18 protein-coding genes and 2 pseudogenes are annotated in these 21,316 nt (G+C 60.6%); 12 read left to right on the top strand and 8 right to left on the bottom strand.

Going from position 1 to position 21,316, the window contains the following annotated elements; all coding sequences use genetic code 11:
* The first annotated feature begins 98 nt into the window (after positions 1-98).
* From ACYZT2_RS04720 to ACYZT2_RS04700, 5 genes and pseudogenes are all read left to right on the top strand, one after another.
* On the top strand, positions 99-1,457 hold the full coding sequence (locus ACYZT2_RS04720) for an 8-oxoguanine deaminase (RefSeq protein WP_461970545.1): 1,359 nt from the start codon (positions 99-101) through the stop codon (positions 1,455-1,457).
* Positions 1,458-1,699: 242 nt separating this feature from the next.
* Positions 1,700-2,782 carry a BMP family ABC transporter substrate-binding protein gene (locus tag ACYZT2_RS04715; protein ID WP_461970543.1) on the top strand — a complete coding sequence of 361 codons (1,083 nt, stop codon included), beginning with the start codon at positions 1,700-1,702 and terminating at the stop codon, positions 2,780-2,782.
* A 140-nt stretch (positions 2,783-2,922) separates the two neighbouring features.
* Positions 2,923-3,244, top strand: a pseudogene (locus ACYZT2_RS04710) (2-oxoglutarate and iron-dependent oxygenase domain-containing protein); the annotation flags it as partial.
* Positions 3,227-3,886, top strand: a complete 660-nt coding sequence (locus ACYZT2_RS04705) for an isopenicillin N synthase family dioxygenase (protein WP_461972989.1) — start codon at positions 3,227-3,229, stop codon at positions 3,884-3,886. The pseudogene ACYZT2_RS04710 and the gene ACYZT2_RS04705, both read left to right, overlap by 18 nt.
* Before the next feature lie 81 nt (positions 3,887-3,967).
* On the top strand, positions 3,968-4,921 hold the full coding sequence (locus tag ACYZT2_RS04700; protein WP_007907140.1) for an adenosine deaminase: 954 nt from the start codon (positions 3,968-3,970) through the stop codon (positions 4,919-4,921).
* A gap of 107 nt (positions 4,922-5,028) precedes the next feature.
* Here ACYZT2_RS04700 and ACYZT2_RS04695 read toward each other — a convergent pair whose 3' ends face one another.
* The 3 genes from ACYZT2_RS04695 to ACYZT2_RS04685 form a co-directional block, all read right to left on the bottom strand.
* Complete coding sequence (locus ACYZT2_RS04695) at positions 5,029-6,408, bottom strand: MFS transporter (RefSeq protein WP_461970540.1); 1,380 nt, start codon at positions 6,406-6,408, stop codon at positions 5,029-5,031.
* A gap of 137 nt (positions 6,409-6,545) precedes the next feature.
* The gene (locus tag ACYZT2_RS04690; RefSeq protein ID WP_030128369.1) at positions 6,546-7,280 is read right to left on the bottom strand and encodes an ArsR/SmtB family transcription factor; all 735 of its coding nucleotides are present in this window, start codon (positions 7,278-7,280) and stop codon (positions 6,546-6,548) included.
* A gap of 314 nt (positions 7,281-7,594) precedes the next feature.
* On the bottom strand, positions 7,595-8,524 hold the full coding sequence (locus ACYZT2_RS04685; RefSeq protein ID WP_461970537.1) for a LysR family transcriptional regulator: 930 nt from the start codon (positions 8,522-8,524) through the stop codon (positions 7,595-7,597).
* Positions 8,525-8,642: 118 nt separating this feature from the next.
* On the opposite strand from ACYZT2_RS04685, the gene ACYZT2_RS04680 reads away from it, so the two are divergent.
* Complete coding sequence (locus ACYZT2_RS04680) at positions 8,643-9,656, top strand: zinc-binding alcohol dehydrogenase family protein (protein WP_461970535.1); 1,014 nt, start codon at positions 8,643-8,645, stop codon at positions 9,654-9,656.
* A 255-nt stretch (positions 9,657-9,911) separates the two neighbouring features.
* Positions 9,912-10,082 (top strand): hypothetical protein, encoded by a 171-nt coding sequence (locus tag ACYZT2_RS04675; RefSeq protein WP_461970533.1) that lies wholly within the window; start codon positions 9,912-9,914, stop codon positions 10,080-10,082.
* An 8-nt stretch (positions 10,083-10,090) separates the two neighbouring features.
* Here the strand turns inward: ACYZT2_RS04675 and ACYZT2_RS04670 are convergent, their stop codons facing one another.
* Both ACYZT2_RS04670 and ACYZT2_RS04665 read right to left on the bottom strand, forming a co-directional pair.
* Positions 10,091-11,287, bottom strand: a complete 1,197-nt coding sequence (locus ACYZT2_RS04670) for a multidrug effflux MFS transporter (RefSeq protein WP_461970531.1) — start codon at positions 11,285-11,287, stop codon at positions 10,091-10,093.
* Positions 11,288-11,394: 107 nt separating this feature from the next.
* Entirely contained in the window at positions 11,395-11,592 is a 198-nt protein-coding gene (locus ACYZT2_RS04665) for a heavy-metal-associated domain-containing protein (protein WP_008069687.1), read from the bottom strand.
* A gap of 159 nt (positions 11,593-11,751) precedes the next feature.
* Here ACYZT2_RS04665 and ACYZT2_RS04660 point away from each other — a divergent pair, with 159 nt between their 5' ends.
* From ACYZT2_RS04660 to cueR, 3 genes are all read left to right on the top strand, one after another.
* Positions 11,752-12,135 carry a hypothetical protein gene (locus tag ACYZT2_RS04660; RefSeq protein WP_048396201.1) on the top strand — a complete coding sequence of 128 codons (384 nt, stop codon included), beginning with the start codon at positions 11,752-11,754 and terminating at the stop codon, positions 12,133-12,135.
* A 200-nt stretch (positions 12,136-12,335) separates the two neighbouring features.
* Positions 12,336-14,729 (top strand): heavy metal translocating P-type ATPase, encoded by a 2,394-nt coding sequence (locus tag ACYZT2_RS04655; RefSeq protein ID WP_461970529.1) that lies wholly within the window; start codon positions 12,336-12,338, stop codon positions 14,727-14,729.
* Positions 14,726-15,139, top strand: coding sequence for a Cu(I)-responsive transcriptional regulator (gene cueR / locus ACYZT2_RS04650; protein WP_461970527.1), 414 nt, complete (start codon positions 14,726-14,728; stop codon positions 15,137-15,139). Before ACYZT2_RS04655 ends, cueR begins: the two co-directional genes overlap by 4 nt.
* Here cueR and ACYZT2_RS04645 read toward each other — a convergent pair.
* Both ACYZT2_RS04645 and ACYZT2_RS04640 read right to left on the bottom strand, forming a co-directional pair.
* The gene (locus tag ACYZT2_RS04645; protein ID WP_461970525.1) at positions 15,093-16,307 is read right to left on the bottom strand and encodes an MFS transporter; all 1,215 of its coding nucleotides are present in this window, start codon (positions 16,305-16,307) and stop codon (positions 15,093-15,095) included. The two genes, cueR and ACYZT2_RS04645, sit on opposite strands and share 47 nt — an antisense overlap.
* A 210-nt stretch (positions 16,308-16,517) precedes the next feature.
* Positions 16,518-17,411 (bottom strand): PA4780 family RIO1-like protein kinase, encoded by an 894-nt coding sequence (locus tag ACYZT2_RS04640; protein WP_253552160.1) that lies wholly within the window; start codon positions 17,409-17,411, stop codon positions 16,518-16,520.
* A 445-nt stretch (positions 17,412-17,856) separates the two neighbouring features.
* Between ACYZT2_RS04640 and ACYZT2_RS04635 the strand changes: the two are divergent.
* A pseudogene (locus tag ACYZT2_RS04635) lies at positions 17,857-18,897 on the top strand (cache domain-containing protein); the annotation flags it as partial.
* 138 nt (positions 18,898-19,035) lie between these two features.
* The gene (locus ACYZT2_RS04630; protein WP_370694472.1) at positions 19,036-19,803 is read left to right on the top strand and encodes a methyl-accepting chemotaxis protein; all 768 of its coding nucleotides are present in this window, start codon (positions 19,036-19,038) and stop codon (positions 19,801-19,803) included.
* Between the two features lie 160 nt (positions 19,804-19,963).
* On the opposite strand, the gene ACYZT2_RS04625 is transcribed toward ACYZT2_RS04630, so the two are convergent.
* Positions 19,964-21,241 (bottom strand): acetyl-CoA C-acetyltransferase, encoded by a 1,278-nt coding sequence (locus ACYZT2_RS04625; protein ID WP_461970522.1) that lies wholly within the window; start codon positions 21,239-21,241, stop codon positions 19,964-19,966.
* Positions 21,242-21,316 lie beyond the last annotated feature (75 nt).

The raw sequence follows: 21,316 nt of genomic DNA, 5'->3' as shown, positions 1-21,316 counted from the left end.
GAAACTCCGCACCTCGCCCTCGCGGCGACCCTGGATCAGCAGACAGGGCAACACTGAGCTGGCAACCCTGAACCCAACTTTCAGAGGAGCCGGCCACCATGCCTGCGACCCGTACCTGGTTAAAAACCCCCCTCGCCATTTTCACGGCCAACGCGCTCGATGCCCGTGGCGGTCTGGTTGTGCAAGACGGCTTGATCGTCGAAGTGCTCAGCGCCGGCCAGCAGCCATCCGTGCCCTGTGATCATGTTTTCGACGCGCGCGAACACGTGATCCTGCCGGGGCTGATCAACACCCATCACCACTTCTATCAAACCCTGACCCGTGCCTGGGCGCCTGTGGTTAATCAGCCGTTGTTCCCCTGGTTGAAAACCCTCTATCCGGTCTGGGCTCGTCTCACCCCTGAAAAACTTGCCCTCGCCACCAAAGTCGCGTTGGCCGAGTTGCTGCTGTCCGGTTGCACCACAGCAGCCGATCACCATTACCTGTTTCCGGAAGGTCTGGAAAACGCGATCGATGTGCAGGTCAAGAGTGTTCGCGAACTGGGCATGCGCGCCATGCTCACTCGCGGTTCCATGAGCCTTGGCGAAAAAGACGGCGGCCTGCCACCGCAGCAAACCGTCCAGGAAGGCGAAGTGATCCTCGACGACAGCCAACGCTTGATTGCCGCGTACCACGAGCGTGGTGATGGTGCGCAGATTCAAATCGCCCTGGCGCCCTGCTCGCCGTTCTCGGTGACCCCGGAGATCATGTCCGCCAGCGCCGAACTGGCGAACAAACTCGACGTGCGCCTGCACACCCACCTTGCGGAAACCCTCGACGAAGAAGACTTCTGCCTGCAACGTTTCGGCCTGCGCACCGTGGATTATCTGGACAGCGTCGGCTGGCTCGGCCCACGTACCTGGCTGGCCCACGGCATTCATTTCAACCCCGACGAAATCGCCCGCCTCGGCGCGGCCGGCACGGGCATTTGCCATTGCCCGAGTTCGAACATGCGCCTGGCTTCCGGCATTTGCCCGACGCTGGACCTGACCGCTGCGGGTGCGCTGCTGGGTCTGGGCGTGGACGGTTCGGCGTCCAACGATGCGTCGAACATGATCCTCGAAACCCGCCAGGCGCTGTACATCCAGCGGCTGCGTTATGGCGCGGAAAAAATTACGCCGGAGTTGGTACTGGGCTGGGCGACCAAGGGCTCCGCGAGTTTGCTCGGGCGCACCGATATCGGTGAACTGGCGGTGGGCAAACAGGCGGATCTGGCGTTGTTCAAACTGGATGAACTGCGCTTCTCCGGCAGCCATGATCCGGTGTCAGCACTGCTGCTGTGCGGCGCGGACCGGGCGGACCGGGTGATGGTCGGCGGCAAGTGGCGGGTGATCGACGGGCAGGTTGAGGGGCTGGATCTGAAAGGGTTGATTGCCGATCACAGCCAAGCGGCTCGGCAGCTAATCGCCGGCGTCTGACACAACACCGACCAAATGTGGGAGGCGCCCGCACCAGTGGATGGCGTGGATTGGTGAGGGCGCACCGGGATGGTTCTGTGGTGAACTGAACATCAAAAGATCGCAGCCTTCGGCAGCTCCTACATGATTTCGCGTACCCCTGTAGGAGCTGCCGAAGGCTGCGATCTTTTGATTTTGTTGTCTTGTTGGTCAGCAATTTGCATTGCTCTCCTCAATCTCACAACAAAATGGAGTTCCAGTTCATGCATAAACGTCCGTTGAAGCAGCTGCTTTGCGCTGTCGCCGCAGCCATCGGTCTGAGCGCCAGCCTGACCGCCAGTGCTGCCGACCCGCTGAAAGTCGGCTTCGTCTATATCGGCCCGATCGGTGACCACGGCTGGACGTATCAGCATGAACAGGGACGCAAGGCGCTGGCTGAAAAGTTCAGCGAGCAGATCACCACCAACTATGTGGAGAACGTCGCCGAGGGCGCCGATGCCGAGCGGGTGATCCGCAACATGGCCAAGGACAAGTACGACCTGATCTTCACCACGTCCTTTGGCTACATGAACCCGACCTTGAAAGTCGCCAAGCAATTTCCCAAGGTGACCTTCGAGCACGCCACCGGCTACAAGCAGGACAAGAACCTCGGCACCTACCTGGCGCGCAGCTATGAAGGGCGCTATGTGGGCGGCTTCCTCGCCGCGAAGATGACCAAGACCAAAAAGATCGGCTACATAGCCTCCTTCCCGATCCCTGAAGTGATTCGCGACATCAACGCCATCCAACTGGCCCTGAACAAGTACAACCCGGGCACCGAGATCAAAGTGGTGTGGGTCAATTCCTGGTTCGACCCGGGCAAAGAAGCCGACGCCGCCAATGCCCTGATCGACCAGGGTGTGGACGTGGTGTTCCAGCACACCGACAGCCCGGCACCGATCCAGGCGGCCGAACGGCGCGGCGTGTACGCCGTCGGTTATGCATCAGACATGGCACACTTCGGGCCGAAAGCGGTGCTGACGTCTATCGTCAACGACTGGGGGCCGCATTACATTCAGGCGACTCAAAGCGTGCTCGACCACACGTGGAAATCCCAGGATTACTGGGGTGGCCTGAAGGAAGGGACCGTTGAGCTGCCGATCAGCGACCTGGTGCCGGCTGCGGTGAAAACCGAAGCCGAGCAAATCATCGCAGACATCAAGAGCGGTGCGCTGCATCCGTTCACCGGGCCGATAAAGGATCAGGCCGGCGTGGAGAAAATCCCGGCGGGCTCGACGGCAACCCATGCAGAACTGGCGTCGATGAACTACTACGTCGAAGGCATGAAGGCCGAGATACCAAAGTAATTCCGGCCGAACACAAAACCCTGTGGGAGCGAGCCTGCTCGCGATGAGGCCATAACATTCAGCATCTATGTTGACTGTCAGTTCGCTATCGCGAGCAGGCTCGCTCCCACAATGGATTTTCAGCGTTCTTAAGACTGCGCATGAACCAACTCCCGATCATCGACATCAGCCCGCTCTACAGCGCTGATCAAACCGCCTGGCAATCGGTCGCCACTCAAATCGACCGCGCCTGCCGGGAATGGGGCTTCTTCTACATCAAGGGCCACCCGATCGCCCCGTCGCGTATCGACGCCGTGCTCGACCATGCCCAACGTTTCTTCGCTGCCCACCACCGAAAAACTCAAGATCGACATCACCCAGACCCGCCACCATCGCGGCTATGGCGCCATCGCCACCGAGCAACTCGACCCGAGCAAACCCAGCGATCTGAAAGAAACCTTCGACATGGGCCTGCACCTGCCGGCCGATAATCCCGAGGTTATTGCGGAAAAACCTTTGCGCGGCCCCAACCGTCATCCGTCGATGCCCGGTTGGGAATCGCTGATGGAACAACACTACGTCGACATGCAGGCGCTCGCTCAAACCCTGCTGCGGGCCATGACCCTGGCGTTGGGCATCGAGCGTGATTTCTTCGATAGCCGCTTCAAACAACCGGTCAGCGTGCTGCGGATGATTCATTACCCGCCGCGCCACACCGCTAGTTCCGTAGAGCAACAAGGCGCTGGCGCTCACACCGATTACGGCTGCATCACCCTGCTCTACCAGGATGCCGCTGGCGGACTACAAGTGCGCAACGTGCGGGGCGAATGGATCGATGCGCCGCCGATCAAAGGCACGTTCGTGGTCAACCTCGGCGACATGATGGCGCGCTGGAGCAACGACCGTTACCTGTCGACGCCGCACCGGGTGATCAGCCCGCTGGGGGTTGATCGGTACTCGATGCCGTTCTTTGCCGAACCGCATCCCGACACGCCCATCGAATGCCTGCCCGGTTGCCAGGATGAACAGCATCCGGCGAACTATCCGGCCACCACCTGCGCCGAGTTCCTGCTGTCGCGCTTTGCCGATACCTACCCCTATCGACGGGAACAGCAAGCCGTGTAATGAACCGGCTGGTCAGGTTTTGCTAATTGTTTCTGCGCGCATCTGTAGAATGCCCACATTGCACCTGATGAGACTTCAAAAATGTACGACTGGCTGAACGCTCTGCCCAAGGCAGAATTGCACTTGCACCTGGAAGGTTCGCTGGAGCCTGAGCTGCTGTTCGCCCTGGCCGAACGCAACAAGATCGCCCTGCCGTGGAGCGATGTCGAAACCCTGCGCAAGGCTTACGCCTTCAATAACCTGCAAGAGTTTCTCGACCTGTATTACCAGGGCGCCGATGTGCTGCGCACCTCGCAGGATTTCTACGACCTGACCTGGGCCTACCTGTTGCGCTGCAAGGCGCAGAACGTGATTCACACCGAACCGTTCTTTGACCCGCAAACCCACACCGACCGTGGCATCCCGTTCGAAGTGGTGCTCAACGGCATCGCCGCCGCACTGAAGGATGGCGAGCAGCAACTGGGCATCACCAGCGGTTTGATCCTCAGCTTCCTGCGTCACTTGAGTGAAGATGAAGCGCAGAAAACCCTCGACCAGGCGCTGCCGTTCCGCGATGCGTTTGTCGCCGTGGGCCTGGACAGTTCGGAGATGGGCCACCCGCCGAGCAAGTTCCAGCGGGTGTTCGATCGTGCACGCAGCGAAGGCTTCCTGACCGTGGCGCACGCCGGTGAAGAAGGCCCTCCCGAGTACATCTGGGAAGCCCTCGACCTGCTGAAAATCCAGCGTATCGACCATGGCGTGCGCGCCATCGAAGACGAGCGCTTGATGCAGCGGATCATCGACGAGCAGATCCCGCTGACCGTGTGCCCATTGTCGAACACCAAACTCTGCGTGTTCGATCACATGTCCCAGCACAACATCCTCGACATGCTCGAGCGCGGTGTGAAGGTCACGGTGAACTCCGATGACCCGGCCTACTTCGGCGGGTACGTCACCGAGAACTTCCACGCGCTGTATACCGATCTGGGCATGACCCAGGATCAGGCCAAGCGTCTGGCGCAGAACAGCCTGGATGCCAGATTGGTCAAACCTTGAAAGCCACCGAATAACCCTGTGGGAGCGAGCCTGCTCGCGATGAGGCCCTAACATTCAGCATCGATGTTGAATGTCAGTCCGCTATCGCGAGCAGGCTCGCTCCCACATTAGATTGGGGTCGGCTCACTCAACTCTTCCAACGTCTTGCCCCGGGTCTCCATCCCGAACATCCACACCACCCCCGCCGCAATCGCAAAGCACATCGCCCCCAGCGCAAACACCCCGCCCTGCCCGGTCATAGGGAACACCAGCCCGGTCACCAACGGCCCGAGCAACGACCCCACGCGGCCGATGGCTGACGCGAACCCCGAGCCCGTGGCGCGTGCCGACGTCGGGTACAACTCAGGGGTGTAGGTGTAGAGCACCGCCCACATGCCAAAAAGAAAGAACTGCATGAGCAGTCCCGAGGTAATCAACAGGCTGACGTTGCCGCCGAACACCGCGCTCTGGCCATAAAGAAACGCCATGACCCCGCCGCCGAGCAATGTCACGACGCACACCGGTTTACGCCCCCAACGCTCCACCAGCCAGGCGGCCATGAGGAAACCGGGAATCCCGCCGAGGGAAATCAGCACCGTGTAATACACCGACTGGGTCACGGCGAAACCCGACTGTTGCAACAACGCGCTGAGCCAGGATGTCAGGCCATAAAAACCCAGCAAGGCGAAGAACCACACGCTCCAGATCATCATCGTGCGCTGGCGATACTGCGGCGACCAGATCTCCCGCAGGGCAGAGAAAAAAGTACCCGGTTGACTCGCCATCCGTGGCAGGCGAATGGGTTCAGGCAAATCCGCATGGCCCAGTGAAGTCCGGACCCGGTCTTCGATGCCGAGCAAGACCTTATCCGCCGCGTCATGATGCCCGGCCTGCTCCAGCCAGCGCGGTGACTCGGGAATGAAAAAACGAATCGCCAGAACGAACACCGCCGGCACCGCCAACACCAGAAAGATGTCGCGCCAGCCAATCACCGGCAACAGGAAGTACGACAGCACACCGGCCGCGACGAAACCGAGCGGCCAAAAACCATCCATCAACGCGATGTAACGCCCACGCCTCTTCGCCGGAATCAGCTCGGACAGCATCGACTGGGCAATCGGAAACTCCATGCCCATACCGATCCCCAACAGGACTCGGAACAACGTCAGCGTTTCGACATTCTGCGCCGTGGAGCACAAGTAACTGGCGATGCCCCACAGCACAATGCTCCACTGGAACACCGGTTTGCGCCCGAAGCGGTCGGCCAGCATGCCGGACAGCGACGCGCCCACGACCATGCCGAAAAAGCTCGAACTGGCCAGCAACCCGGCCTGCGCCGTGCTCAGGCCGAACTCGGTTTTGATCGAGCCGAGCAGAAAGGTCATCATCGCCAGGTCCATGGAGTCGAAGAAAAACGCCAGGGCAATGATGATGAAAATGATGCGGTGATAGCCGCTGATGGGCAGCCGTTCCAATCGTTCTGCCGCGCTGAAGCTTCGTGTGTCCATGCCACATTCCCCCAATCCTGAAAGTCCCCGGATCGAGTTTGCGCGATAGCGGCTGGGAGTTATTGCTGGATGCGACCTGTCCACAGCTCTGAACGACGCCTGAAACCCAGAATCCCGGACGTCGCCCCTCAATAGCTCTACAACGCCATTTCCAGTTCGGTTTCCTTGGCGAAGCGATGGATTTCCCGTTGCCCCGCAGCGGTAATCTGCAACGCTCGTGAATCGTTGGGCAGGCTCAACCAGCCGGATTGCATGAACAGCTGCAACAATGCCGCGCCCAATGAACCACCCATGTGCGGGCGTCTTTCGCTCCAGTCCGGGCAAGCGCAGGCGACTCTGCTGTTGCGATGAGCCAGCGCCTGGATGAACACACCGCGCGTTGCCAATTGTGTGGCGCCCTTGTGAGTGATCATGACCCGCTGATCGAATTGCTCGATCCAGCCCGCATCCAGCAGGCGCTGGTAGAGGTCGGCGGCCAGGGTGCCGCCCAGATGGTCGTCGCAGAGCCTGGCGCGCAGCAATGATGAAGGCGCCGCCTGAGGTTTGGCGATAGGGCTGGTGCGTTTGAAAACCTCTGGAATGTCCCGAGGCGCGCTGGCCAGCGTCGCGCTGGCCAGGGCCTCTATCGCGGCGCCGACTTCGGGCGCGGCAAGCCGGAAAAACCGTTTGCGTCCACGGGTTTCGACTTTCAACAGACCGCCGGCGGACAATCGCCCTAAATGCGCACTGGCCGAAGACGGCGACAGGCCGGCCAGCAACGCCAGCTCTTCGGTTTGCCGCGCCGAGCCGTCCATCAAGGCCCACATCATTGCGCTGCGCTTTGGGTCAGCCAGCAATGTGGCGATCTGGCTGATGCAAGGTGCATGTTCCATGTATTCACTCCCTGTTGAATCGTTTCGTCTACTGCTCAGAGACATCTTGACCAGTAATGTGTCGTCGGCCAAGACGCGAAAACCGCCATAGACCGGGCAAAGTCACCCACTCACCCAGGCCATTGCTTCGCGGGTGCAACGAAGGTCGGTATGACCATTGGGTCTGACCGAATCGAACCTGAACTCGCCATTGCGAGGTCGACGGTGCGTACATGAGGCGGGCGCTAGTATAAGCGGGTTAACCGCCGGTTCCTGCTCTCGGGGATCTTTTGGTGGTGATAGTTCCTGACAGAAATTTCGCTATTTGCCTGCGACTAATGATCGACATTCGATTTCGTCGGAAATTGACTGCTTATGCGAGCGCATCGGCTGGCAAGCATTTCCCGCAAAAGGTTCACCGGCTTACTTAATTGTGCGCGATGGGCGCACAGCAAATTCAGCGGTGCGCGCTCACAGAGCAGCTCCGGCATCAGCACTTTCAACCGACCGGCCAACACATCGGCGGCGACATCGAGCCAGGACTTATAGGCAATCCCCGCCCCCGCTACGGCCCACAGACGCACAACATCGGCGTCGTCACTGAAGCGATCGCCACTGACCGTCAGGCTCACTTCGCGTTTGCCATCGTGGAAACTCCAGTGATCGTGGACCCGACTGCCGAGCATGAACAACAGGCAATTGTGCTGAGCCAGTTGCTCCAGATGCCGAGGTTCGCCATGCTGGGTCAGGTAACTCGGCGCCGCGCAGAGCACGCGACGATTTTGCGGGGCGATGGGCAACGCCACCAGGCTCGAGTCTTCCGGTTCGCCATAACGCAGGGCAATGTCCACCGGTTGGCGGAACAGGTCGGCGATGCGGTCGCCTAGCAGCAACCGTACCGTGAGTTTCGGATGCTCACGCTGAAACTCGTCGAGCCATGGCAGTAGCAGGTTGCGACCGAAATCAGAAGGCGCCGACAGCTGTAAAATCCCGCTGACCTGATCCTGCCCGCTGGCCAGCAAGCGGCGACCCTCATCGAGATTGCTCAAGGCTGCCCGGGCGTATTCCAGAAAACCCTCACCTTCAGCGGTCAGGCGCAGGCTGCGGGTAGAACGGGCGAGCAAGCGCGCGCCGAGTTGCTGTTCGATGCGCTTCAACGCCGCACTGGCCACCGCCGCCGACATATCCATCCCCCGCGCTGCCGCCGACAGGCTGCCCAGGTCCGCGGCCCGAACGAATAACTGCAAGTCATCGAAACGCAACATCGTCAGCCTCGATTATCAAAAAATTATTGAAAGAGACTGCTCTTTTAGCGGGTTTTATCTTGCCGGGAAATAACCAATCATCTGGCCCATCGAAATCATCCCCTCTAAGGAACCCACCATGAAAGCCATTGCCTACTACGCGTCTCTGCCCATCAGCGACGAAAAATCCCTGCAAGATGTCGAACTGCCAGAACCGATCGCCGGCCCGCGCGACCTGTTGGTGGAGGTCAAAGCCATCTCGGTCAACCCGGTGGACACCAAGATTCGCCAGAACGTCCAGCCTGAAGGTGGCGCGGCAAAGGTGCTGGGCTGGGACGTGGCCGGTGTGGTCAAGGCTGTCGGCAGTGAAGTGACCTTGTTCAAGGCTGGCGACAAGGTGTACTACGCCGGCTCCATCGCCCGAGCCGGCGGCAATAGCGAGTTGCATGTGGTGGACGAGCGCATCGTCGGTCATATGCCGAGAACCCTAGGTTTCGCCGAAGCCGCCGCCCTGCCGCTGACCGCCATTACCGCGTGGGAACTGCTGTTCGAACGCCTGCAAGTGCGCGAAGGCAAAACCGATGAGGGCCAGAGCCTGCTGATCGTCGGTGCCGCTGGCGGTGTAGGTTCGATCCTCACGCAATTGGCCAGCCAGCTCACCGGACTGAAGGTCATCGGCACCGCTTCCCGTGCACAAACCCAGAGCTGGGTGCGTGACCTGGGCGCCGATCAGGTGATCGATCATAGCGAGCCGCTGAGTGAAGAACTCAAACGTGCCGGGTTCGAGCAGGTGACCCACGTCGCCAGCCTGACCCAGACCGATCAACACCTTGATCAATTGGTGGAAGCGTTGGCGCCGCAAGGCAAACTGGCGCTGATCGATGATCCGAAGTCGCTGGACGTGACCAAGCTCAAGCGCAAGAGCCTGTCGCTGCACTGGGAATTCATGTACACCCGCTCGCTGTTCGAAACTGCAGACATGATCGAGCAGCACAAATTGCTCAACCGCGTCGCCGGGCTGATCGATGCGGGCACGCTGAAAACCACGGTCGGCAAGCACTTCGGGACCATCAACGCGACCAACCTGCGGCGTGCCCATGAGCTGTTGGAGAGCGGCAAGTCCAAGGGTAAAATTGTGCTTGAAGGGTTCTGAAGAGTAGGAGCTGCCGAAGGCTGCGATCTTTTGATTTTGCTTTTAAAAACACAAGTTAAAAAGATCGCAGCCTTCGGCAGCTCCTACAGGGTACGACCGAAATATCCGGGAGGTACGCCGATCCCTGTTGCCGTCAGTCAGAGAATTGACCGTTGTCACAATTGCGATCGTATTCGGGTCTACAATCGAAAACTCTGCGAACAATCATTTACGTGATGTCTTTTACGAGACGTCTTTTACGAAAGGAGCTCAGCAATGAAGATCCTGATAAAAGAAGTGGCAAAATCCCGCTGGCAGGTCCGCCTGGATCAACACGCTGTGATGTTCCGCAGTGAAGCCGAAGCGCTGGCCTTCACTAAAACGCTTGAAGCGCGCTTGCACGCGCCCCATCCAATTCCCGACCGTCAGCAGCGCGCTGCTGGCTGAGTCCGTCCTCAGACCTGGGCTTGCACCAGCGCCCGGGCATTTAGCAAACGTCGGGTGAGCATCGCCGCGCTCACCACCAGAACCCCGCATAGGCTGATGACCATGGCCATCGGCATGGCGCTGCCATCGTGCAAAACACCCACCAATGCTGCGGCCCCGGCGGCGACGCTGAACTGCAGGCAACCGAGCATCGCCGAGGCACTGCCCGCCCGCGCGCCCTGCCCGTTCATGGCGCAGGCAGAGGCGTTGGGCACAATACAACCCAGGCTGGCGATGCAGAGGAAAAGCGGAATCAGCAACGGCCACAACTGCGCGGTGTGCAACGCGCTGACCGCCAACAGGGCTAGACCGCCCACCAGATAGAGCCAGACGGTACGTGCCAGTAAAAAGGCCGGGCCGCGCTTGGCCAGCATCCGGGCATTTACCTGGGCCACCAGAATGAAACCCGCCGCATTAATGCCGAACAGCCAGCCAAAATGCTCGGCCGGCACGCCATAGAGTTTGATGAAGACGAACGGTGAACCGGCGATGTAGGCAAACATCCCGGCGATGGCGACACCACCGGTCAGGGCATGGCCGAGGAAGATCGGGTCCGCCAACAACCGACCGTACTGACGCAGCGCGCCCGACAACGGTTGGCGCGGCACATGGGCCGGCAGACTTTCCGGCAGCCCCAGGGCCACTGCCAACCCTGCCAACGCGCTGAAACCGGTCAGCACCAGAAAGATCGATTGCCAGCCCGTCGTGTTGACCAGCAACCCGCCCAGCATCGGCGCAAGAATCGGCGCCAGGCCCATCACCAGCATCAACTGCGAAAAGACCTTCGCCGAACCCACCGCATCGCATTTATCGCTGACCACCGCCCGCGCAATCACCATGCCCGCGCAACCGCCCAGCGCCTGGACGAAACGTGCGCCGATCAGCCACTCCAGCGTCGGCGCATAGGCACAGGCCAATGAAGCGGCGGTGAACAGGCCGACACCAGTCAGCAAGGGAATCCGTCGCCCGAAGCGATCTGCGACTGGGCCGTACGCCAGTTGGCCAATGGACAAGCCGAGAAAATAGACCGCCAGGGTCAGTTGAACGTGTTTTTCGTCGGTGCCGAAAGCGAGCGCCATCGCCGGGAATGCCGGCAGATAGAAATCGATCGCCAGCGGACCGAAGGCGCTCAAGGCGCCGAGAATCAGGATTGTACGGAGGTTCATCAGGCGTCCAGGTTAGGCATGCAGGTTGGCCATGGATCGGCAGGCCAACAGTCTAGCCGGGCGTGGACGCCTTGAACATTCCGTTAGGTCGCTAACTATTAAAAAACTCAGGCCAGTTTGACGCCATAACCCTCTTCGCTGATCGCGGCGATCACCTGATCGGCCGTCAGCGCACTTTCAACGCCGACTTCTTTTGCCGCCAGATCAATGCGCACGCTGGCTGCGGGATCCTTGGCTTGCAGCGCTTGGGTGATGGCCTTGACGCAATGACCGCAGGACATGCCTTCAACGTTGAACACTTGCATGGGACGTCTCCTTGATGGGGCCCTTTAATAGGGTTGGGGGCAGTCTTGAGCTTGCCACCATGGCAAGGTCAAGTTCTCAAGCAAGCTGCCGGGCTGGCAATCGGCGCCGCGCTCGGCCAAGCTGCGTCCATCTATGACACGACATCAGGAGATTCAGCCATGCGCTGGTCAGCTCTCAGCCTGTTTGGCTTCCTCAGCCTATTTGCCGCGACACCTTCAGTTCAAGCCGCCGGGGAGGACTACGGTGTGCTGATCATTTCCCGCGAGCGCCTGGAAGTGTCGACTTCCTGCGAGATCGGCGTGTACATCCAGGATCAGCTATCGGCGCGACTGTTCCAGGAACAGAGCACCTCGTTCAACCTGCCGCCGGGCAATGTGTCCCTGCGCCTCAAACTGCTGCCGGGCCAGGCGCCGGGTTGCAACCCGGGCATGCTCGCACCGGGTTCGCAGAACATCACGCTCAAGGCCGGAGATGTGTTGAAGTTCCGGATTGCGATGACGCAGGAAGGGATGTACCTCAAGCCTGCTGCCCTCGAATACTGATCACCACCTACCTGTAGGAGCGAGGCTTGCCCGCGAAGGGTCCATTACATTCAGCATCGATGTTGGATGTGATGGCCTCTTCGCGGGCAAGCCTCGCTCCTACAAAGCGCAGTGTCGCGAGACGATTTGCAGAGTGGCGCTTGACCTTGCCCGCATGGCAAGGTTGATCCTGTAGGCAATCTCTACAGGGAGCGTGACCGATGTCCGAATCCACCACTTTCGATCTGCCGATTGCCGGCATGACCTGCGCCAGTTGTGCCGGGCGGGTTGAGCGTGCCTTAAGCAAAGTTCTCGGCGCCACGACCGTCAGCGTCAACCTGGCCACCGAACAGGCCCGAGTTCAAGCGCCCAGTGACAGCCTGCCGGCCTTGATGGAGGCGGTGCAGCAGGCCGGTTACAGCGTGCCCCAGCAGAGCCTGGAATTGAGCATCGACGGCATGACCTGCGCGTCCTGTGTCGGCCGCGTCGAACGGGCGCTGACAAAGGTGCCGGGGGTGAAGAGCGTCAGCGTCAACCTGGCCAACGAACGTGCCCATCTCGAATTGCTCGGCCAGGTCGACCCGCAATTTTTGCTCGACGCCGTGACCAAGGCCGGTTACTCCGCCAGCGTCTGGGAAGTCGAACATCCGCAAACCGACAATCAACAACAACGATTGCGCCGCGAACGCTGGGCTTTGCTGGCGGCCATCGCCCTCGCCTTGCCGCTGGTGCTGCCGATGGTGCTGCAACCTTTCGGCATGCACTGGATGCTCCCGGCGTGGGTGCAGTTTGCGTTGGCCACTCCAGTGCAGTTCATCTTCGGCGCGCGCTTCTATGTCGCTGCGTGGAAGGCCGTGCGCGCCGGTGCCGGCAACATGGATTTGCTGGTAGCCCTGGGCACCAGTGCCGGCTATGGCTTGAGCGTTTACGAGTGGGCCACCGCTGCCGGTCGCATGCCGCACCTGTATTTCGAAGCCTCGGCGGTGGTGATCGCTCTGGTGCTATTGGGCAAATACCTGGAAAGCCGCGCCAAGCGCCAGACCGCCAGCGCCATCCGCGCCCTCGAAGCCTTGCGTCCGGAGCGAGCCATTCAGGTGATCGATGGCCGCGAACAGGATGTTGCGATCAGCGCTTTGCGCCTCAACGATCTGGTCATGGTCAAACCCGGCGAACGTTTCCCGGTGGATGGCGAAGTGGTGGAAGGCCAGAGCCACGCCGATGAAGCACTGATCAGCGGCGAGAGCCTGCCGGTACCAAAACAACCGGGTGACAAGGTCACCGGCGGCGCCATCAATGGTGAAGGTCGGTTGCTGGTTCGGACCTTGGCGCTCGGCGCAGAAACCGTGCTGGCGCGGATCATCCGCCTGGTCGAAGACGCGCAGGCGGCGAAAGCACCGATCCAGAAACTGGTGGATAAAGTCAGCCAGGTGTTCGTCCCGGCGGTGCTATTGATCGCGCTGGCGACCTTGATCGGTTGGTGGCTGTACGGCGCGCCACTGGAAACCGCGTTGATCAACGCCGTCGCGGTGTTGGTGATCGCCTGCCCTTGTGCACTCGGGCTGGCCACGCCGACGGCAATCATGGCCGGCACCGGTGTGGCGGCGCGCTACGGGATTTTGATCAAGGACGCTGAAGCCTTGGAGCGCGCTCATGAAGTCAGCGCCGTGGTGTTCGACAAGACTGGCACGCTGACTTCGGGTACACCGCGCATCGCGCATTTGAGTGCCATCGAGGGTGATGAAGCTGCTCTGCTGCAAATGGCTGGTGCGCTGCAACGCGGTAGTGAACACCCGCTGGCCAAGGCTGTGCTGGATGCCTGCGCCGAGCGCGGCCTGACCGTGGCGGATGTCAGCGACAGTCAATCGCTGACCGGGCGCGGCATTGCCGGCAATCTCGACGGTCGGCGATTGGCTTTGGGCAATCGGCGTCTGCTGGAAGAAAGTGGCCTGAGCGCCGGGCCCTTGGCCGACTCCGCAAGCGCTTGGGAAACCGAGGGCCGGACCCTGTCCTGGCTGATCGAACAAAGCCCCAAACCGGGAGTGCTCGGCCTGTTCGCCTTCGGTGACACGCTCAAACCCGGCGCCCTGCAAGCGGTGCAACAGCTGAGCGCACGAAACATCAGCAGCCACTTGTTGACCGGGGATAACCGCGGCAGCGCCAAAGTGGTCGCCGAGGCGCTGGGCATCAGCGATGTTCACGCCGAAGTATTGCCGGCGGACAAAGCCGCCACCGTCGCCGCACTGAAAAAAACCGGGGTAGTGGCAATGGTCGGCGATGGCATCAACGACGCGCCGGCCCTTGCCGCGGCAGACATCGGCATCGCCATGGGCGGCGGCACCGACGTTGCCATGCACGCTGCCGGGATCACCCTGATGCGCGGCGATCCACGGCTGGTGCCGGCGGCGCTGGAAATCAGCCGCAAGACCTACGCGAAGATTCGCCAAAACCTGTTCTGGGCCTTCGTCTATAACCTGATCGGCCTGCCACTGGCGGCGTTCGGCTTCCTCAACCCGGTGCTGGCCGGCGCGGCCATGGCGCTGTCGAGCGTCAGCGTGGTGAGCAATGCGTTACTGTTGAAAACCTGGAAACCCAAAGACCTGGAGGACAACCGATGAACATTGGCCAAGCGGCCCGCCAGAGCGGTCTGAGCGCAAAGATGATCCGTTATTACGAGGCCATCGGCCTGCTCAAGACTGCCCATCGCACCGACAGCGGCTACCGGGTCTATGGCGACGACGATCTGCACACCCTGGCGTTCATCAAGCGCTCTCGGGATTTGGGTTTCTCGCTGGAAGAGGTCGGCAAACTGCTGACCCTCTGGCAGGACCGCCAGCGGGCCAGTGCCGATGTGAAGGCGCTGGCCCGTCAGCACATCGACGAGCTGAACCAGAAGATTCGCGAACTCGGCCAGTTGCGCGACACCCTGCAAGACCTGGTAGAACATTGCCACGGCGACCACCGCCCGGACTGCCCGATCCTCAAGGAGCTGGCGTCGGGCTGCTGCGCCGAACCCGCCCATTCCTGAACGCCACCCCCTTCGCCACCAGCAACGTGGTGAGGGGAATGCCGTGGAACAACAGCACCACCGCGCCGGGCGTCCACCACGAATAGAACGGCGCGGCGATCAACATGCCGATGCCGAACCCGGTCATTTGCAGCAGCGTCAAAAAACTGAAAATCGGCAGGCGCAGGTTGTCCGGTTCACGTTGCAGACGCGACATCAGGCCGACTTCCGAGAAGCCATCGCCCAAGCCTGCGGGCAATGAAAACAACAGCAAACCGTGAAGGGTTTGCTGTTGGAACATCAGGATGAAGCCGCAGGACATCAACAGCACGCCGAAGAAAAATCGCCGTTCCAGGTGAACGTTGTCCGTACCTTTCAGGCGACTGGCGATGCGCGCTCCGATGAATTTCCCGCCGGCCCAGACTGCCAGCATCAGGCCGAGGGTGGTACTGGCCGACTCGGGTGTCAGCAGTTTTGAAATGATCGGGAAACCGACGTTGTGTGCGGCGCTGCCCAGCGTATCGGCCATCGCGACGGCAAGCATCGCCGTCAGCACCGGCGCCGTGCGCAAGCCCTGACGCAGGGCCGACCATTCGCCTTGTGGGTGAAGGGGTTCATCACTGGGTGCAGGTCTGGGAAACCGCAGCGGCACTATCAGCAGCGCCGCCAACAGGTAAGTGGCCACGTTCAGGGCAAACACCGTTTCAAAGCCAAACCCCGCCACCAACAACCCCGCCACCAGACTCCCGCCGACCACCGCCGCGGACGACGCAGAGGTAATCCAGGCATTGGTCTTGAGCAGCTGCGCCTTATCGATCATGTGCGGCAATTGGCTGTTGAGGCCGATGGCGAACATCGAATTGCCGACCCCCAGGCCGAACGCGATCAGCGGTAACAGCAGCGTTTGTTGGGTGACCGGCAACACCAGCAGCAAGCCCAGCAAACCGGCGCGCAGCAAGTCGAAGGCAATCAGCGGCAGGCGCCCGGCCCAACGGCGATAGAACCGGGTGCCGATCAGACTGGCAAAGATCCCCCCGGCTACACGGCTGGCGAGGAAGATGCCGACGCTCATGGCGCTATTGCTGAGCAGGTAAACGTAAGTGGCCAGGGCGACCATGTTGAGGAAAGCGCCGAAGTCCGAAATCAGCCGGGCGGCGATGATCAGTTGGGCGTTGCGGGTGGAATTCACATTCAGTCCTTGAGTGTGCGGGGTGCTTCGAGTGAAGCCAGTATGTGGGAGCGAGCCTGCTCGCGATAGCGGACTGTCAGGTGGCATTGATGTTGAGGGTGCTGCCGTCATCGCGAGCAGGCTCGCTCCCACAGTTAATTTCCAGTGTCTGGAGATTCAGAGCCAGCAGGCATGAAAAACCCGGCCGAAGCCGGGTTGTGGGTCAACCGATTACTGCATCCACGGCGGAGGCGGCTCTTCGGTCTTGCTCGGTGGCGCATCGTCCGCCGCCCGAACCGCTTGACGACGCTCTTCATCGAGACGGGCCGCCTCGATCTCGCGCATGATCCCGCCGACGTCCGCCAGCTCTTCCGGCTCGTCGAACTCGCCGGTCAACACACTGGCCGGGTGCAAAGTGCCAGCTTCGTACAACGCCCACATTTCCTTGGCGTACTTGGTGCGTTTCAACTCCGGTGCAAAACGACCGAAGTAAGACGCCATGTTGCCCACGTCCCGCTCCAGCATGTTGAACGCGTGGTTGTTGCCCGCCGCATCCACCGCTTGCGGCAGGTCGATGATGACCGGGCCGGTCGGCGTCAACAGTACGTTGAACTCGGACAGGTCACCGTGCACCAAACCGGTACACAGCATCAGCACGATCTGCGAAATCAGAAACGCGTGATATTCGCGCGCCTGGTCCGGCTCCAGCACCACATCGTTCAGACGCGGCGCGGCATCGCCGTACTCGTCGGCCACCAGTTCCATCAGCAGCACGCCTTCGAGGAAGTCATACGGCTTGGGTACCCGCACACCGGCACCGGCCAGCCGGAACAACGCCGCCACTTCGGCATTCTGCCAGGCATCTTCGGTTTCTTTCTTGCCGAACTTGGAGCCCTTGGCCATCGCTCGAGCCTGCCGGCTGTTGCGCACCTTGCGGCCTTCCTGGTACTCGGCCGCCTGACGAAAACTGCGTTTATTCGCCTCCTTGTAGACCTTGGCACAACGCAGCTCGTTGCCGCAGCGCACCACATAAACAGCTGCTTCTTTACCACTCATGAGTGGGCGCAGCACCTCGTCGACCAGACCGTCCTCGATCAGGGGTTCAATGCGTTTTGGAGTCTTCATCAGCTTTTATTGTGGGTCCTTTATTACCAAACACGCGAAAGTCATTCGTTATACGGCAATCCTCTCATTCGCGGGAGGGGTTGCCGACCTATGAACGTTCCCATGAACATCAAGAGGCACACAATGTGCCGGATTAATCGGCGCAACTTATCGACCGCTCAGGATCATAGCTGAGCCTGCGCCACTTGTTGATGAAGGGCTACAAGGGCATTTGCGACAGAATCTGACACATAGCCCCTACCCTTCGCCGGATTTTTCTCAACAGGCCTAAATTTCCACGTTCCTCAGCCGAAGTCATTAGAGAGAAAAGGAATTGTCCGACAATCGCCCCGACAATGATAACGAGGGCGCACTCAAGGATGAGGGTGTATCAAAAATTTTCGGCTGCCAATAATCCGCGAGTCATCTGCACTGCGTGGGCCTACAAGAAAAAACTGGAGCGCGGATGAACATCAAACAGAAGTTGACCTGGGCGTTTGCAATCATCGCGTGCTTGCCCGTGGTGCTGGTCGCCACCCTCGTGGTGCTGAACTTGCGCAGCGATGCCAAGGATAATTTTGTCGACGGCAGCGGCCGCGAGATTCGTCAGGTCAGCAATGCCATGCAGCTGTTCTTTGACGGCATCAGCCAGAACGTCGATTACCTGGCCACCCAACCGCTGATCAAGAACTCCGACGACAGCCTCAAGACCTACATGAGCGCCAACGCAGAGAGCATTCCCCAAGGCGAGTCGGACAAGAACATCTTCGCCCTCCTCCAGGACCTGGGCAACAGTCACCCGGCCTATGCCTATGCCATCCTTGGCACCGCAGCGGGCGGTTACGTGTCCTGGCCAGATGATGCGAAGCTTAACAATTACGACCCGCGCCAACGCCCTTGGTATAAAGCCGCGCAGGCCAAACCCGGTAAGCCATTTCGCACTGAAGCCTATTACTGGGCTCAGGATGACGCGACTTACGTCAGCACCGTGCGCACCATCGATAACAAACTGGGCAGCAATGGCGGCGTGGTCAGCATCGACGTGACGCTCAAGCAGCTCACCGAAATCGTCAAACAGATCAAACTCGGCGAAACCGGCTATTTGATGCTGGTGGAAAACACCGGCAAAGTGCTGGTCGATCCGAAGCAACCGGAACACAACTTCAAGGCCCTCAACAGTCTCGGCGACGGCTACGCGCAACTGGCCAAGGCCGGCAAAGGGCTGGTGGAAGTCGAGCTCAATGGCGAGCGCTACATGGCCAACGTCTGGCCGTCGGAGCAACTGGGCTGGACCTTTATCGGCCTGATCAAGCAGACCGACGTAATGAGCCCGGCCACTCAACTGACCTGGCTGATCGCGATCATCGCGGCGGTACTGGCGGTGTTCTTTGCCATCGTCGGCGCCAGTTTCGCCAGCCTGATCGTGCGACCGATCCGCAGCGTGGCCAGCGGTCTGGAAGGCATCGCCCAGGGTGAAGGCGACCTGACCAAGAACCTGCAAATCCGCGGCAGCGACGAAACGGCTCAATTGGCCAACTGGTTCAATCAGTTTCTGGCGGCGATTCGCAACCTGATCCAGAGCATCGGCGGCGCCGCGACCAAGATCCTCGCCACCTCCCAGAGCTCGACGCAAGTGTCCAGCGACATGGCCGAAGCCGCCGGGCGGCAGCGTGAAGCAGTGGACATGGTGTCCACGGCGTTCCACGAAATGGTCGCCACCGCCAACGAAGTCGCGCGCTCCTGCAGCCAGGCCGCCGAGTCGGCCGACAGCGGCCAGCGCCAGGCGCGCGAAGGTCAGCAGCAGATCGATGCCGCAGTGAGCAGTGTCGATCGCTTGAGCCAGGAAATCGAACAGTCGGCGCAATCGATGCAACAGCTTGAGCGCGATAGCAATGACATTCAGTCGATCCTCGGGACCATTCGTTCGATCGCTGAACAGACCAACCTGCTGGCGCTGAACGCCGCCATCGAAGCAGCCCGGGCCGGTGAACAGGGCCGTGGTTTTGCGGTGGTGGCGGATGAGGTTCGCGCCCTGGCCAAACGGACTGCCGACTCCACGGCGGAAATCGACGGGTTGCTGGGCAACCTGGCCAAACGCACCAGCCAGGTGACGCAGCAGATGCATGCGAGCCTGGAAGTGTCTCAGCAATCGGTGACGCGTATCGGCGAAGCGCGCAGCAGCTTCGGGCAGATTCGTGAGTCGGTGGATGTGATTCGCGACATGAACACCCAGATCGCCACGGCGGCTGAGGAACAGCATCAAGTGGCGGAAGACATCAATCGCCACATCAGCCAGATTCATGGTGATGCGCAGTTGGTGGCAGAACTGGCGAACTCGGCGCGCCTGGATTCTCAGAGCCTGGCAGGGTTGTCCAATGAGCTGGATGGGTTGGTTCGGCGCTTTAGAACCTGATCCAAAATCTCGGTGGCCGCTTCGCGGCCAATCGCGAGCAGGCTCGCTCCCACAAGGACAGTGCAAAACCCTGTGGGAGCGAGCCTGCTCGCGATGAGGCCGTCACTGTCTAAATAACTCAAAAAACGACAAAACGCGGCAGTGCTCACCCCCTCATTAATCAGCGCTCGATAATCGCCGTCACGCCCTGACCGCCAGCGGCGCAGATCGAGATCAACCCTCGGCCCTTGCCCGCCGCGTCCAGCAGCTTCGCCAGGTTGGCGACGATGCGCGCACCGGTAGCGGCAAACGGATGCCCAGCGGCCAGTGAGCTGCCCTTGACGTTCAGGCGGCTGCGGTCGATGGAGCCCAACGGTGCGTCGAGGCCGAGACGGGTTTTGCAGAACTCCGGATCTTCCCAGGCCTTGAGTGTGCAGAGCACTTGCGCGGCGAACGCTTCGTGGATTTCGTAGTAATCGAAGTCCTGCAAGGTCAGGCCGTTGCGTGCCAGTAAACGCGGCACCGCATAAGCCGGCGCCATCAGCAGGCCTTCGGCACCGTTGACGAAATCCACCGCCGCCGCTTCGCCGTCGCGCCAATAAGCGAGGATCGGCAAGCCGCGCTCTTTCGCCCACTCCTCACTGCCCAGCAACACCACCGACGCGCCATCGGTGAGTGGCGTGGAATTGCCCGCGGTCAGGGTGCCTTTGGCGCTTTTCTCGAAGGCCGGTTTCAGTGAGGCCAGTTTTTCCAGGGTCAGATCCGGGCGCAGGTTGTTGTCCCGGGTCAGGCCGAGGAACGGCGTCATCAAATCGTTATGCCAGCCTTCGGCGTAGGACGCGGCCAGTTTCTGATGGCTTTGCTGGGTCAGCTGATCCTGCTCGTCACGCGGGATGCTCCAGGTCTGGGCCATCATTTCACAGTGTTGGCCCATCGAAAGGCCGGTACGCGGCTCGCCGATGCTTGGAAAGTCGGGCATCAAGTGGCGGGGGCGCAGTTGCAGGAAGGTTTTCAGTTTGTCGGCGGTGCTTCGGGCGCGGTTGGCTTGCAAGAGGATCTTGCGCAGGCTTTCGTTGACCCCGATTGGCACGTCCGAGGCTGTATCGACGCCACCGGCAATGCCACATTCGATCTGACCCAGGGCGATTTTGTTCGCCACCAACAGCGTCGCCTCCAGCCCCGTGCCGCAAGCCTGCTGGATGTCGTAGGCCGGCGTCATCGGCGACAACCGCGAGCCGAGCACGCATTCGCGGGTCAGGCCGTAATCGCGCAAATACTTGAGCAGTGCACCTGCCGCCACTTCACCCATGCGCACACCGTGCAGGTTATAGCGCTCGATCAGGCCTTCCAGCGCTGCGGTGAACATCGCCTGGTTACTGGCAGTGGCGTACGGCCCGTTGGACCGGGCAAAGGGGATACGGTTACCACCGATAATCGCGACGCGGCGCAGCTGAGTCATGAAAAAGCTCCTTTTAATCAACTATGAACACCAAACCATTTCCTGAAAGTCCTGCTAAACCCAATCTCAAACTAA

Source organism: Pseudomonas sp. MDT1-85 (genome assembly GCF_054898065.1).
Note: the sequence above shows the minus strand (reverse complement) of the source record. Positions and strands in the feature narration are given on the sequence as shown.

Excerpts from the sequence above, each read along its gene's own strand:
- ACYZT2_RS04625 (WP_461970522.1), bottom strand. The coding sequence starts at position 21,241 with ATGACTCAGCTGCGCCGCGTCGCGATTATCGGTGGTAACCGTATCCCC.
- cueR (WP_461970527.1), top strand. The coding sequence starts at position 14,726 with ATGAACATTGGCCAAGCGGCCCGCCAGAGCGGTCTGAGCGCAAAGATG.
- ACYZT2_RS04695 (WP_461970540.1), bottom strand. The coding sequence starts at position 6,408 with ATGGACACACGAAGCTTCAGCGCGGCAGAACGATTGGAACGGCTGCCC.
- ACYZT2_RS04640 (WP_253552160.1), bottom strand. The coding sequence starts at position 17,411 with ATGAAGACTCCAAAACGCATTGAACCCCTGATCGAGGACGGTCTGGTC.
- ACYZT2_RS04670 (WP_461970531.1), bottom strand. The coding sequence starts at position 11,287 with ATGAACCTCCGTACAATCCTGATTCTCGGCGCCTTGAGCGCCTTCGGT.
- ACYZT2_RS04705 (WP_461972989.1), top strand. The coding sequence starts at position 3,227 with ATGGGCCTGCACCTGCCGGCCGATAATCCCGAGGTTATTGCGGAAAAA.
- ACYZT2_RS04660 (WP_048396201.1), top strand. The coding sequence starts at position 11,752 with ATGCGCTGGTCAGCTCTCAGCCTGTTTGGCTTCCTCAGCCTATTTGCC.
- ACYZT2_RS04690 (WP_030128369.1), bottom strand. The coding sequence starts at position 7,280 with ATGGAACATGCACCTTGCATCAGCCAGATCGCCACATTGCTGGCTGAC.
- ACYZT2_RS04630 (WP_370694472.1), top strand. The coding sequence starts at position 19,036 with ATGGCCGAAGCCGCCGGGCGGCAGCGTGAAGCAGTGGACATGGTGTCC.
- ACYZT2_RS04715 (WP_461970543.1), top strand. The coding sequence starts at position 1,700 with ATGCATAAACGTCCGTTGAAGCAGCTGCTTTGCGCTGTCGCCGCAGCC.
- ACYZT2_RS04700 (WP_007907140.1), top strand. The coding sequence starts at position 3,968 with ATGTACGACTGGCTGAACGCTCTGCCCAAGGCAGAATTGCACTTGCAC.
- ACYZT2_RS04675 (WP_461970533.1), top strand. The coding sequence starts at position 9,912 with ATGAAGATCCTGATAAAAGAAGTGGCAAAATCCCGCTGGCAGGTCCGC.
- ACYZT2_RS04685 (WP_461970537.1), bottom strand. The coding sequence starts at position 8,524 with ATGTTGCGTTTCGATGACTTGCAGTTATTCGTTCGGGCCGCGGACCTG.
- ACYZT2_RS04720 (WP_461970545.1), top strand. The coding sequence starts at position 99 with ATGCCTGCGACCCGTACCTGGTTAAAAACCCCCCTCGCCATTTTCACG.
- ACYZT2_RS04655 (WP_461970529.1), top strand. The coding sequence starts at position 12,336 with ATGTCCGAATCCACCACTTTCGATCTGCCGATTGCCGGCATGACCTGC.
- ACYZT2_RS04665 (WP_008069687.1), bottom strand. The coding sequence starts at position 11,592 with ATGCAAGTGTTCAACGTTGAAGGCATGTCCTGCGGTCATTGCGTCAAG.
- ACYZT2_RS04680 (WP_461970535.1), top strand. The coding sequence starts at position 8,643 with ATGAAAGCCATTGCCTACTACGCGTCTCTGCCCATCAGCGACGAAAAA.